This window comes from Peptostreptococcus anaerobius VPI 4330 = DSM 2949, assembly GCF_000381525.1.
GTDB classification, from domain to species: domain Bacteria; phylum Bacillota; class Clostridia; order Peptostreptococcales; family Peptostreptococcaceae; genus Peptostreptococcus; species Peptostreptococcus anaerobius.
In genome coordinates this window covers 23,814-37,504 of sequence record NZ_KB906623.1, presented here as the reverse complement: position 1 = coordinate 37,504, position 13,691 = coordinate 23,814, and the positions used below count along the sequence as shown (strand labels likewise).

At 37.8% G+C, this 13,691-nt stretch carries 15 protein-coding genes; 12 read left to right on the top strand and 3 right to left on the bottom strand.

Going from position 1 to position 13,691, the window contains the following annotated elements; genetic code table 11:
• The 7 genes from F823_RS0106530 to F823_RS0106500 form a co-directional block, all read left to right on the top strand.
• Positions 1-218 (top strand): IS200/IS605 family transposase (locus F823_RS0106530; protein ID WP_019595344.1); only part of this gene is annotated, 218 nt, incomplete at its 5' end.
• A gap of 498 nt (positions 219-716) precedes the next feature.
• Entirely contained in the window at positions 717-1,859 is a 1,143-nt protein-coding gene (gene acrC, locus F823_RS0106525; RefSeq protein ID WP_002846145.1) for an acryloyl-CoA reductase, read from the top strand.
• A 21-nt stretch (positions 1,860-1,880) separates the two neighbouring features.
• A complete protein-coding gene (gene acrB, locus F823_RS0106520) occupies positions 1,881-2,684 on the top strand; it encodes an acryloyl-CoA reductase electron transfer subunit gamma (protein WP_002846151.1) in 804 nt (267 codons plus the stop codon).
• Between the two features lie 22 nt (positions 2,685-2,706).
• Positions 2,707-3,813 (top strand): acryloyl-CoA reductase electron transfer subunit beta, encoded by a 1,107-nt coding sequence (acrA, locus tag F823_RS0106515; protein ID WP_002846153.1) that lies wholly within the window; start codon positions 2,707-2,709, stop codon positions 3,811-3,813.
• Positions 3,814-3,846: 33 nt separating this feature from the next.
• Complete coding sequence (locus F823_RS0106510) at positions 3,847-4,320, top strand: hypothetical protein (RefSeq protein ID WP_004167183.1); 474 nt, start codon at positions 3,847-3,849, stop codon at positions 4,318-4,320.
• A gap of 46 nt (positions 4,321-4,366) precedes the next feature.
• Positions 4,367-4,744, top strand: coding sequence for a hypothetical protein (locus F823_RS0106505; RefSeq protein WP_002846157.1), 378 nt, complete (start codon positions 4,367-4,369; stop codon positions 4,742-4,744).
• A 27-nt stretch (positions 4,745-4,771) separates the two neighbouring features.
• A complete protein-coding gene (locus F823_RS0106500) occupies positions 4,772-5,953 on the top strand; it encodes a CaiB/BaiF CoA transferase family protein (protein ID WP_002846158.1) in 1,182 nt (393 codons plus the stop codon).
• Between the two features lie 126 nt (positions 5,954-6,079).
• On the opposite strand, the gene F823_RS0106495 is transcribed toward F823_RS0106500, so the two are convergent.
• From F823_RS0106495 to acpS, 3 genes are all read right to left on the bottom strand, one after another.
• A complete protein-coding gene (locus tag F823_RS0106495; protein ID WP_242821664.1) occupies positions 6,080-6,943 on the bottom strand; it encodes a MerR family transcriptional regulator in 864 nt (287 codons plus the stop codon).
• Between the two features lie 270 nt (positions 6,944-7,213).
• Entirely contained in the window at positions 7,214-8,269 is a 1,056-nt protein-coding gene (locus tag F823_RS0106490; protein WP_002846160.1) for a cell wall-binding repeat-containing protein, read from the bottom strand.
• 1 nt (position 8,270) lies between these two features.
• On the bottom strand, positions 8,271-8,657 hold the full coding sequence (gene acpS / locus F823_RS0106485) for a holo-ACP synthase (protein ID WP_002846161.1): 387 nt from the start codon (positions 8,655-8,657) through the stop codon (positions 8,271-8,273).
• A 385-nt stretch (positions 8,658-9,042) separates the two neighbouring features.
• Here acpS and F823_RS0106480 point away from each other — a divergent pair, with 385 nt between their 5' ends.
• The 5 genes from F823_RS0106480 (at position 9,043) to F823_RS0106460 (ending at position 13,690) form a co-directional block, all read left to right on the top strand.
• Entirely contained in the window at positions 9,043-9,855 is an 813-nt protein-coding gene (locus tag F823_RS0106480) for a transketolase (RefSeq protein WP_002846163.1), read from the top strand.
• A gap of 9 nt (positions 9,856-9,864) precedes the next feature.
• Positions 9,865-10,803, top strand: coding sequence for a transketolase family protein (locus F823_RS0106475; protein WP_002846167.1), 939 nt, complete (start codon positions 9,865-9,867; stop codon positions 10,801-10,803).
• 24 nt (positions 10,804-10,827) lie between these two features.
• The gene (locus F823_RS0106470; RefSeq protein ID WP_002846168.1) at positions 10,828-11,988 is read left to right on the top strand and encodes a S41 family peptidase; all 1,161 of its coding nucleotides are present in this window, start codon (positions 10,828-10,830) and stop codon (positions 11,986-11,988) included.
• A 71-nt stretch (positions 11,989-12,059) separates the two neighbouring features.
• Positions 12,060-13,130 (top strand): nicotinate-nucleotide--dimethylbenzimidazole phosphoribosyltransferase, encoded by a 1,071-nt coding sequence (cobT, locus tag F823_RS0106465; protein WP_002846169.1) that lies wholly within the window; start codon positions 12,060-12,062, stop codon positions 13,128-13,130.
• Positions 13,118-13,690 carry a bifunctional adenosylcobinamide kinase/adenosylcobinamide-phosphate guanylyltransferase gene (locus F823_RS0106460; protein WP_004167224.1) on the top strand — a complete coding sequence of 191 codons (573 nt, stop codon included), beginning with the start codon at positions 13,118-13,120 and terminating at the stop codon, positions 13,688-13,690. The genes cobT and F823_RS0106460 overlap by 13 nt, the downstream gene beginning before the upstream one ends.
• Position 13,691: the final 1 nt, after the last annotated feature.

Sequence of the window (13,691 nt, the reverse complement as noted above, 5' to 3'; positions counted from 1 at the left end):
TCAAAGGAAAAAGTGCATTGATGATGTTCGATAAGCACGCAAATTTAAAGTACAAATTTGGAAATAGACACTTTTGGTCTGAAGGATATTATGTAAGTACTGTGGGATTAAATGAGGCAACAATAAGGAAATATATTCAGGAACAGGAAAGACACGATATAGCTTTGGATAAATTAAGTGTTAAGGAGTATGAAGATCCCTTTAGGGATGGCAAGTAATACAAATACCCTTTAAAGGGTAGCGACGAGTCAAAGGCCGAGCTTGAACAGAGTGAAAGCCAGCGCCTTTAGACGCTGGCCGGTAACCCTTGGGCTTATAGCCCGTGTGCAAACCACCCGTTGGACGGGTGGTCATGATTATAAAATAATATATTTATACAAACATTGCTACAAAATATACTGTTTTAATTTCAACTGAATTTATTAATCTAGTCAAAAAACTCTACAAAAGAATCATTGAAAATCTATCATATATAGTTATTTTTACTGATTTTACTTAGATTCATCTCTGTTTTATAGAAATTTTATAGAAAAAATAGATCTACACCTACTGGAGGGTTTATCTTTAGCGGTTTAAAATTAAACAAAAAATCTAGTGTTATTTAATTGACAATACAGCGACTATATAATATATACTTAGTCTTAACTTAAGGTGGTAATTGATTTAAGGAATATTGAATAAGTATATATTAAATACAAGAAAGGATGAAATGACATATGGATTTTTCATTAACTAGAGAACAGGAAATGATTAAAAAGTTAGCTGCACAGTTTGCAGAAGAAGTCTTAGAGCCAGTTGCAGCAGATGTGGATTTATCCCATACATTCCCTGTAGATAATTTTAGCAAAATGGCAGAGTTGGGATTTACAGGCATAGGTATTCCTAAGGAATATGGTGGAACAGGTGGAGGCAGTATTGAAGAGGTGATAGCTGTTTCTGAGTTTGCAAAAAAATGTATGTCTTCTTCAGCTATATTATCTATACATTTAATAGCACCTCATGCCATTCATAAGTTTGGTACTGAGGAACAAAAGCAAACGTTTCTACCTAGACTTACAAAGGGCGGTAGTTTGGGTGCATTTGCCCTTACTGAACCAAATGCAGGTTCTGATGCAGGTGCTGCCAAGACAAAAGCCATACTTGATCCAGAAACTAATGAATATGTCATAAATGGTACTAAGTGCTTTATATCAGGTGGAAGTCGCGCAGATGTAGTATTGTTGTTTGCCCTTACGCAACCAGAAAAAGGATTGAGGGGTATGTCAGCAATAATAGTTGAAAAAGGCACTCCTGGATTTAGCATAGGTAAAATTGAATCAAAGATGGGTCTTAATGGATCTGAAACAGCAGAATTGATATTTGAAGACTGTAGGGTTCCAGCGGCCAACCTACTAGGCAAGGAAGGACAAGGATTTAAGATTGCTATGCAGGCCTTAGATGGTGCACGTATCGGAACAGGTGCCCAGTCAATAGGTGTAGCTGAGGGTGCCATAGACCTATCAGTAAAATATACTAAGGAACGTGTCCAGTTTGGAAAGCCTGTAGGTGCTCTTCAGGGAATCCAGTGGTACATAGCTGACATGGCTACTAAGACAGAGGCAGCTAAGACTCTTGTCTACTATGCAGCCTACCTAAAGGATGCTGGTAAAAACCATACTAAGGAAGCTGCTATGTGTAAGTTAAATGCAGCAGAGAATGCACGTTATGTGACAAACTTGGCACTCCAAATTCATGGTGGTTACGGATATATGAAGGACTATCCACTAGAAAGAATGTATCGTGATGCTAAAATTACTGAAATTTATGAAGGAACTTCTGAAATACATAAGGTAGTTATAGCTAGAGAAGTTATGAAATAGTAGAAAAGGAGTGTATGAATAATGAGAATATTTGTTTGTGTTAAACAGGTACCAGATACTTCTGGTAAAGTTGCGGTTAACCCTGATGGAACACTTAATCGTAACTCTATGGCAGCTATTATAAATCCAGATGACATGATCGCACTAGAGCAGGCCCTAAGATTAAGAGATGAATTGAACTGCCAGATTACAGCTCTTACAATGGGACCTCCTCAGGCAGAAGGTATGCTAAGAGAAATTCTAGCCATAGGAGCAGATGACGCTGTATTGATTTCTTCTAGAGAATTCGGTGGTTCTGATACATATGCTACATCTCAGATTATAGCTGCAGCAATATCTCACCTAGGACTAAACGAAGAAGACATCATATTCTGTGGTCGTCAGGCTATAGATGGAGATACTGCTCAGGTTGGACCTCAGATAGCAGAAAAATTAGAGGTTCCACAGGTTACTTATGCTAGCAAAATCAAGAAAGACGGCAATAAATTGACTATAAAACGTGTGCTAGAAGATGGCTATATGATGATAGAGACTAAGACTCCTTGTCTTATAACATGTGTAAAGGATGATGATATATCTCCTCGCTATATGACTATTAACGGAATCATGGACTGCTATAGTAAGCCTATGACTGTACTTTCATTCCAAGAACTTAAGGATGAGCCCCTTATCAACCTTGAAACTATAGGACTTAAGGGATCTCCTACTAATATATTCAAGTCATTTACTCCACCTCAAAAGGGAACAGGAATAATGCTTGAAGGCGATGGTAAAGAAACAGTAGCTGAGCTAACTAATAGATTAGAAAAACTGCATCTTATCTAATTGTGAAAGGAGACAATCAAAGATGGAATTTAATAGTTCTAGAATAGAGGATTTTAAAGATATATGGGTGTTTTGTGAACAGCGCCATGGCCACATGATGAACACAAACTTTGAACTGATATCTGAAGGCCGTAAGTTGGCTGACGAGAGAGGTTCACAGCTTGTAGGTGTCATACTTGGTCATGATATTGGGAGCCTAGCCAAAGACCTAGGTGGATATGGAGCTGATAAGGTTATAATTTGTGACGATGAGAGCCTAAAAGACTATACAACTGATGCCTATACTAAGGTTTTTTGTGACTTAGTGATGGATAAAAAGCCAGAAGTTGTATTAATAGGTGCATCTAATATAGGTAGGGACCTAGCGCCTAGGTGTGCTGCTAGACTTCATACAGGACTTACAGCAGACTGTACTCACTTGGATATAGATATGAATAACTATGTTGACTTTATAGCAACATCGTCTACTTTGGACCTATCAAAGACTACATTTAAGATGGAAGATACCAACTTAAAGATGACTAGACCGGCATTTGGTGGCCACCTAATGGCAACTATAATATGTCCTAGGTTTAGACCATGTATGTCTACAGTGAGAACAGGTGTAATGAAAAAGGGCGAGTATAGTGAAGAAAGAGCAAATGCTTGCCAGGTTGAAAACTATCCGGTAAATATAGGCAAGGACGAACTTAAGACAAAGGTTCTTGAAGTCGTAAAAGAAGCTAAACACATGGTAGACCTTATAGGTGCAGAAGTAATAGTATCTGTAGGTAGAGGTATAAGCAAAGACGTAGAAAAGGGTATACAGCTAGCTAAAGATCTTGCTGATGCATTTGGAAATGGTGTAGTAGGTGGTAGCCGTGCAGTTATAGATTCAGGTTGGCTATCAGCAGACCACCAGGTTGGTCAGACAGGAAAGACAGTACATCCAAAGATATACATTGCTCTAGGAATATCAGGAGCTATCCAGCACAAGGCAGGAATGCAGGATTCTGAACTGATAATAGCAATAAACAAGGATGAAAAGGCACCTATATTCGATTGTGCTGATATTGGTATCAACGGTGACATATTTAAGATTGTACCGATGATGATAGATAGTATTAAAGAGGTTAAAAATAATAAGTAATACATTATTTAAAATATACTTGGGGGTGTAATTATGAGAAAGGTATCGTATTTAAGTTACAACATGACAACTGCAGACGCAGCTAATCCAGACGGATTAATATCAATTGGACGTCAGTTTGATTTCATTGGTGACGTTGAGACAGAGGAAATGATCCTGTGTGATGGTGATGAATCTCTTTGCCTAGGTTATCACGACGTTAAATGCTACAAGGATGTATATGTAGGAGATATGGTAGACTACAAGGCTACACTTATCAAAGTAGGTAATTCTTCTCGTGACTGTAAGATTGAAGTATTTAAACTTGCAACACCAGCATTTCGTGAAGGAAAGACTGACTGTAAAGAAGGCGATATGGTTTGGTTTGATGAGCCAGTTCTTTGTACAGAAGGTTTTGTTCGTCTAGTAGTTAAGAAGCACTTACAGCGTGGAGAACAGCCAGAAGGTCTTGTTACAGATCCTTGGTTTGATCTTGACGACTTCCCAGAAGACGACGATGAAATGTAATAAACAAATTAAAATATAATTATTTTTATTATAAAGGAGTAGAATTATGAACGATATGCAGACAGTAACATTCCGTTATAGAATGTCAAATAGAGACGTTTTTTATCTTGGTGGACTAATAAATGGAGCTAGAAATATCACTCTTATGAACGATACAGCAGTGAGATTGATGGCAAAAATATTTGGCAATACAGGCCATTGTGTAGGTGTTAAGAAGTTACGTTTATACACTCCATCTCAGGCTGGAGATTACATGGAATATATAGCAAGAGCAAAGAAGATCGAAGGAAACAAGGCATTAATAGAGGTTAGAGCCTTCAAGGTTATAGAGGTACCTAGTGATCCTCCATACCCAAGTTCAATAGACGTACTTCCAGAACCAGTATTGTCTACAGTAGCACAGTTTGTCTATGAGACATTTTAATAAATAGGATAAAGGAGAATAACAATAATGAAGAAAGCTCTTGAAGGACTAAAAGTTATAGACCTTACTTCTGCACTTAATGGACCATTCTGTACAATGATGTTAGCCGACTATGGTGCAGAGGTTATAAAAATAGAACCGGTTAACGGAGACCAGTGTCGTGAGTGGGGACCAATAGATGAAAAGAGTGGAGAAAGTGGTTTTTACTGCTATGTCAACCGTAACAAGAAGGGGGCTACTCTTAACCTGAAGTCAGAAAAGGGTAAGGAAATGTTCTTTGAATTGGTTAAGGATGCAGATATATTAGTAGAAAACTACAAGGGTGGAGTTACTAAGAGGCTTGGTATAGATTATGAAGCAGTTAGAAAAGTAAACCCTTCTATAATATATGGGTCAGGGTCAGGATTTGGACAGAACAGCCCAATCTCTCACAGAGCTTGTTATGATATAGTTGCACAGGCTATGGGTGGTATGATAAATCTTACTGGATACAAGGAGACTAATCCGGTAAAGGTTGGCCCTTCTGTTGCAGACCACGTTGCAGGAATTTATTTGACAGTTGGTATCTTGATGGCCCTATACAATAGAGAAAAAACTGGACAGGGTCAGTTGGTTGACGTATCAATGATAGATACAATATTTAGTTTACTTGAAAATGCCCTTGTTAACTACACAGTTGCAGGTATAATACCAGAGCGTAATGGTAATATAGACCCTTCTATAGCACCATTTGATGTATATGAATGTAAGGATGGATTTGTAGCTGTTGGAGTGGGTAATGATAGGCTATTTGCTAAGTTCTGTACTACAATAGGCCATGAAGAATTGTTAGATGATCCTAGGTATAAGACAAATACTCTACGTTGTGACAATTATGAACCAGAATTAAAGAACATAATTGCCGACTGGTGTAGAGACTATGCAAAGAAAGAAATAGAAAATATTATGGATGAAGCAGGAATACCTTGTGGACCAGTTTTAAATGTTAAGGAAGCAATTGAACATCCACATATTCAGGCTCGTGAAATGATGGTTCATTGTCAGCATCCTACTGCTGGTGACCAGTATTTCCAAGGTTGTGTTATGAAGCTATCTGAAACTCCAGGTACAGTAGACACACCAGCACCACTTCTAGGCCAGCATAATGCAGAGATATTCGGCATTAGTCAAGAAGAAGTTGAAAAGTTAAAAGAAGAAGGAATACTATAATCTTTATATAAATTTAATCTAATCTACAATATTATATTCTAATCAAAATAGAAGTGTTGTTTTAACACTTCTATTTTTCTACGTATACACATATATTTATTAAGTTTTATATATTCATCGATATAGCTATTTGATTTTCTCTATTGGAATGATGACCTTTGTAACGTGTTCATCAGGGTTTGTTACATCAAAGGGAGATATTATAAACTCTTCAGAAATATCTCCCTTGATCCTATAACCATTCTTGTTTATATACTGAATCATCTCAATGTGGGTGTTTATTATGTTTGAGTAGTCGCCGACATGGACCATTGTAGCTGCTGTAAATCCACCGAATTTCCTACAGTTTTCAGTTTGGAGATGGCTATCTAGGTACATGGCAAATTCTATATCTATATCCTTGTAGAGGAACTGTTCCAAGGGTTCTGAGTAGTAGGTTACAAGTATGGACCCCTTGTCTTCTATATTTGTTTGGTTGGACATATTGATTAGTTCAGCCCATCTTTCCAAGGAGACATCTTTATTTGAATAACTCTTCATAATTTTCCTAGTGTAGATTAGGTAGGATTCAGGGATTTCCTCTATAATTATACCCCTGGCTTCGGCTTCGTCCTTAGAGTATAGAGATAAGATATCCACTCCCTTTTTTAATCTTTGTGAGAGCTTGCAACCCTCTGTGTACTTTTGTTGTAAGGCTTCAATTTCTTTGGAGATTTCAACCATTTTGGAGTCTATGCTCTCTTCAAGACTATAGGCCTTGTTGTTATGTATGATATTATTTATTTCCTTAAGACTAAAGCCTAGCATCCTTAGTTTACGGACTATGCATATAGTTACCATTTGGCCCTTGTCATAGTACCTGTAGTTGGTTTCAGAATCCCTAAATGATGGCACTACTAGGTCTATTGAGTCGTAGTATCTTAAAGTTTTTATAGGTATATTACAAATTTTTTCTACTTCGCCTATAGAATATTTTTCCTTTGCTTTCATATTTGCTCCTATTCTCATGAATATTTTTTCCTTGCGAGATCTTAAAAATACCATGTGTATCATTGTTAATAAATAGTCCAATATATACTAAATTATATCATATTTATTGTAAAATACAACTGTTCTACAAAAGAGAGTTATATGTTACAATTAATGTAAATATTTAATAGAGGGTATTCTACCGTATCGGTCTTGGTATGTGGATGTACATATTTATAGTGACAGGGGCATATATAATCTACCGAAATAAGTAACTTAAAGGACTATTTTTTATCTCAAATTCCTTACTGTGTTTTCAGCATTTTTAGAAACAGAGGATGTTCCTCCAATAATTATAACTTTTGAAATTCCATTTTCCATAATAAATCTCTTAGTTGATTCGTGTAGGGCATTTGGTGGTGTAAGAAGGACTGCAGCGTTTGAGTAGACTCCTGCTATACCTGAAGAAAGAGCGTCAGTATAGTCCTTGCCATTTACTAGGATGACTGTATTGATGTTTTTCCTAAGTACTGGTTTGTAGGCCTTGGCTATTTCTATGGCTGTCTCATACCTATCGCCACCAGCTAGCCTTCCTGTATAGTAGTTTGCTTCTTCACCACTATTTTCATCGTCATTGTGAGCATTTATACCATTTATATCCCCATAAAATGTCTTGTAGCTATCGGGAACAGTTCCCCTTCCTCCTATTATAAACTTGTAGCCATCTGTTGCTGGCAGCCTATAATATGCTCCGAGGTATGAACCCTGTGTCCTTGCCATTTCAGCTACAAAAGGAACTGATGACAGAAGGTCTGGAAAAATCTTATCATTAATTACTATGCCGCTATCTATATCCCCCCTAGGTGTGCCAGGGAAGAATGTATTGTATATTTTTTGGTCTACAAGGCTATTTATGTCTTTTTGGTTGTTTTCTGCTAGTCTCTCAACATTTATCTTCATGCCCCTAAGGTCGTTTTCTACCTTGTTTGATAGGGTTGATGTGTTGCCAACTAAAAATACCCTTGATACTCCCAGCCTCCTAAGTTCTTTTGCAACATCGGGCCTAAGCGTACTAGGTGAATTTACGAGGAATGGAATCCTAAGAGAGGACGCCATATAACTTGCGTATAGGGCAGACCTAAAGTCGTTTCCACTTGCTATTACAGCACTTGAATTTCTTGATTTAAAAAAGTTTTGGCTGACTTTTATAGAAGTCTCAAAACGGTTTGCACCTGCTATTCTTGTTACATTGATTTCTGCCTTTGAATTATTTGATACTAGCCCATATGGAAGAAGCATCGTAAGGGCTAGGGCAGTTAAAATACTTTTCTTGATATATTTATTCATATTAATCCTCCTTGATAGCTATTGCTGTGGCTGTTGCATAGTTTTTTGAATGGGATATTGATACCATGATATTACTTACACCTATGCTATTACAGTAGTCTTTGAATTTCCCTGAAAATACTACAAGAGGCTTGTTTAGGTCGTCTCTAAGAATTTCTACATCGTGAAGTCTAAATCCCCTAAGGCCTGTACCCACTGATTTTACAACAGCTTCCTTGGCTGAAAAATTACCAGCTACAGATTCAGCCTTATAGTCCTTTAACTTTAACATTTGCATTTCTCGAGGTGAAAACATCTTGTCTAGGAGTTTAATGTTCCTATTAAGTGATGTCCTTATTCTGTCTATCTCTACTATGTCTGTACCTATGCCATAAATAATGGTGACCACCTCCTGTAACTTTGGCTATATTAATAGTATCTTAGAATATATTTTACCATTAAAAGCCTTTAAAGTAAATTTTCATGCTGATTCATTTTTTATTGTTTTCACTGAGCTTTTTTATTATCTCTATATAATTTTTGAAATTATGCCGATAGCCCTTATAAATCATAGTTTTAAGTCATGGTTTTTATCTTGCTAATATATCAATAAAAGATGATTTTATTTTGATAAAGTTTTATAAATGTTTCAATAGAATTACAAATGTACCAAGTGATTGTAATATATGGTATAATAAAATTTAGATTTATATTGACAGGTATTACTATGCATCTTAAATACAGGTCGATTTATATGAATGTAGAATATAAATGGTGAAAGGACACTAGATAAAATGATTGATTACGATAATCTATCAGAAAGAGCGAAAAGCATAAGGCGCAAGATAATAGATATGATATATAATGCCCAGTCTGGTCATCCAGGTGGTTCCTTATCTTGTGTAGAGATTATCACTGCACTTTATTTTGGCAGGATGAATGTCAATCCACAGGAACCTAAAAAAGATGACAGGGACAGGTTTGTAATGTCTAAGGGTCATTCGTCTGCAGCTATATATGCTGCACTTTGCGAGAAAGGTTACTTGATGGATGAAGAACTAAAAGGTTATAGACAGTACAATAGTATACTTCAGGGTAGCCCGGATATGCTAAAGGTAAGTGGTATTGATATGACAACAGGTTCCTTGGGGCAAGGTCTATCAGCTGCGTGCGGTATGGCTCTGGCATCTAAGATAGAAAATATTGGTTACAATGTTTACGCCTTACTGGGAGATGGAGAGCTCCAAGAGGGGATGGTTTGGGAGGCAGCCATGTTTGCCAAACAGTACAAGCTCGACAACCTTATGGCTATTGTTGATATGAATGGTTTACAGATTGATGGTAGCACTGATGAAGTCATGAGCTTGGGATCAGTTGCCAAGAAGTTTGAGGCTTTTGGATGGTATGTACTTGAGATTGATGGTCACGATTTTGACCAGATATTTGGAGCCTTCAATACTTTTGACAAGATAGATACCAAACCGACATTGGTTATAGCTAATACTATAAAGGGTAAGGGAGTTTCTTTTATGGAAGGTGAGTGTCAGTGGCATAGCAAGACTATGTCAAGTGATGACTACAGCACAGCCATGGAAGAACTTAGATAGGTGGTATAAATGTTTACGGAATCAATGAGAGAGTCCTTTGGTAGGGCTCTTGTGGATATGGGGGACAGCAACCATAAGTTGGTAGTTGTTGATGCTGACCTCTCTAAATCTACAAAGACTGAATATTTTAAATCTGTATTTCCAGATAGGTTTGTGGATGTAGGTATAGCCGAACAGAATTTAGTAGGTGTATCTGCAGGACTTGCAGCAGCAGGCATGAATGTATTTGCAAGTTCATTCGCTGTTTTTGAGACAGGGAGAGCTTATGAAATTATAAGAAACTCAGTGTGTATGGGCAAATTAAATGTAAAGCTTTGCTCAACTCATGCGGGTCTTATGACAGGACCGGATGGGGCAACCCACCAGAGCATAGAAGACATTGCCATTATGAGAGTACTTCCTAATATGAGGGTATTAGTTCCAGCTGATGCTATAGAGGCTTATCAGATGACAAAATATTTGGCTAATAGTGATGGGCCTGCCTATATGAGGTTGGTCAGGGAAGATGTAGAAAATATACTAGGAGATGACTACCAGTTTGAGTTAGGAAAGTCTAAGGTCCTAAGAGATGGTGATGATATATCTATAATAGCTTGTGGTCCTATGGTGTCTAATTCAATCAAGGCAAGCGACCTACTAAGGCAAGAGGGTATCAATGTAAGGGTAGTAAATATGTCTACGATAAAGCCCCTCGATACTTCTATTATAGAAGACTGTGCAAAAAATACTAGGGCCATACTGACTATTGAAGACCATAGTAAAATAGGAGGTCTTGGTTCAGCAGTGTGTGAATACATATCTGAACACTGCCCAATAAAGGTTAAGAAGATTGGTGTGCCAGATGAATTTGGTATGTCAGCAAAGGCAGAGGAACTCTATGAACATTTCAATATGACTACTGATGATATAGTAGACCAGGTGAGGATATTGATGGGCATCGATTTTTAATTTTAAGGAAACAAAGGTGTATTAATGAAAAAAGAAAATAAGAGAAGAAATAGGAAATTGTGGATAGGAGCTGTAGCTCTCATGCTTGTTACTTCCATATTCACAACATTTGTCCTATCTACAATAGGTGTAATAGGTATACTACCCTACAAGGAATACAGGCAGTATAAGAAGCTAGTGAGTCTAAGTGAGAAGATCAATGAAGACTTTTACAAAAAGCCAGACAAGGATATGCTTGAGACAGGCATATATAAGGGCTTGTTTGCAGGGCTAGGAGATGTGTACTCAGCCTATTACACTAAAGACGAAATGAAGCAGCTATTGGAGGCATCATCAGGCAAATATGTAGGTGTTGGTATGACAGTAGGTGCTGACAAGGAGACTGGTAGGATCAGGGTAGAATCTACCTTTGACAAGAGTCCAGCCAAGGAGGCAGGGATTCAAAAGGGAGATTTTATAGTAAGGGTCGATGGCAAGTCTTATACATACCAAGAGATGGATATAGCTGTCAAAAATATGAGAGGTAAGGCTGGTACAAGCGTAAAGATATCTCTTATAAGAGGTAATAGACAGATTGAAAAGATTGTTGTAAGAAGACAGATTACAATACAGACTATAGAGTCTAGAGTTCTAGAAAATAATCTAGGTTATATATCTATTAAGAGTTTTGATGAAGATACAGCAGATGACTTTAGGTCAGCCCTAAAGAATTTAGAGGCAAAAAACATCAAGGGTCTTATAGTAGACGTTAGAGATGATGGTGGTGGACTTTTAGATGTAGTAGAGAATATAGCAGACAGGCTACTAGGCAAGGCTGTTATAGTCTATACTCAGGACAATAAGGGCAACAAGGAATACCTAAGATCTAGTGACAAGGAGAAGATATCTATACCTATTGTTGTGCTTACAAACGGCAACTCCGCATCAGCATCTGAAATATTGACAGGTGCTATACTTGACAACAAGGCAGGTATCTCAGTTGGTACAACTACATATGGTAAGGGTCTTGTCCAGCAGGTTGTTCCCCTAAGAGATGGTACAGGTTACAAGCTTACAACAGCCCAGTACTTTACTCCAAATGGATCATATATCAATGAGAAGGGAATAAAGCCTACAATTGAAGTCAAGGAAGAAAAAGACCAGTTGCCAAGGGCGATTTCTTATCTAAAAGAAAAAATAAAATAGAGAAATTATATAACCTTCTGTGTATCTATGCAGGAGGTTATATGTAAATATAAGGGAAATGGTGTGAAAAGTTGAATTTATTAGTTAGTATTTCAAGAAACATATACCCTCTTGATGAAAGAGCTATAGAGAGGGCACAAAAGAGGTGGGACGATAAGATACATCCCAAGGACAGTCTAGGACAATTAGAAGATATAACTAAAAAACTTGCAGGTATCTATTGTACAAATAAAATAGAGGACCAGCCTAAAAAATGTATTATAGCCTTTGGGGCAGACCACGGGGTCCACGATGAAGGTGTATCACCGCAACCTCAGATTATAACTAGGATGCAGTTGGAAAACTTTGCTAGGGGACTGACAGGTGTAGGAGTATTGGCAAAGTTCAACAAGACTGACCTGATACCTATAGATATTGGTGTACTAGGTGATGAGCCCATGTATGGTGTAGTCAGCCATAAGATTAGGCAGGGAACTGATAATATTGCCAAGGGTCCAGCAATGACAATGGACGAGGCTGTAAAGTCAATAGAACTAGGGATTGAAATAGCAGAAAAGTGTATAGTTGAAGGCTACAAGATCATAGGTATTGGAGAGATGGGAATATCCAATACTACCCCATCTACAGCTATTTTGTCTGTTATGTCTGGTAAGGATCCTATTGATATTGCAGATGTTGGGGCTGGCATAGGTCTAGAAAGGGTAAAACACAAGGCAGATGTTGTCAGAAAGGCAATAGAGATAAACAATCCCAACCCGACAGATGGTATAGAGGTGCTAGCCAAGGTTGGTGGTTTCGATATAGGAGGTATGACCGGCGTGATACTGGGATGTGCAGCCAATAGGATACCGGTAGTTGTTGATGGATTTATATCCTATGCAGCAGCCCTTATAGCCTATAGGATAAATCCAAGATCTAAGGATTACTTGATTATGTCTCACAAGTCTGATGAAAAGGGTAGTGAAACAGCCCTATCTATATTAGGTATAAAACCTATGTTGGATATGGACATGAGATTGGGTGAGGGCACAGGAGCAGCCCTTGCCATGAATATAATTGATTCATCTATATATGCCTACAACCACATGGGAGAGTTTAAGGACTTGGAGATAGGAAGGGTCTTAGGCCTATGGGACAAATAATACTAGTGACAGGTGGTATTAGTTCTGGCAAGTCTGCCTTTGCTGAAGACTTGGTTACTAAGATCAGCCAGGACAAGTCATGTTCTTGCACCTATATAGCGACTGCAAGTGTATATGATGACGAGATGAGAGAAAAGGTCAGACTTCACCAACAAGCCAGACAAGACAAAAACTGGTCTACACTGGAGGCCTATAAAAACTTGGGACAAATTGTAGCTAATGATGATTTTGACCATGGTATTTTACTGCTTGACTGCCTGACTATGATGGTATCCAATATTATATTTGAGGACGATATGGATTTTGATGGTCTAGACCAGGACAAGTGTAGGTTAAAAGAGGACCTGGTTTTAAATGAGATAAGGGACTTTGTTAAATCTGTTAGGGATAAGGACCTAGACCTAGTACTTGTAACCAATGAGATAGGACTTGGCGGTATAAGTTACAACAAGTTGTCTAGATTTTATACCCAATTGGTTGGAAGGTCCAACCAGTATATAGCCAGCCAATCAGACCAGGTCTATATGGTTGTATCATCAATAGGAGTGAGGATAAAGTAGG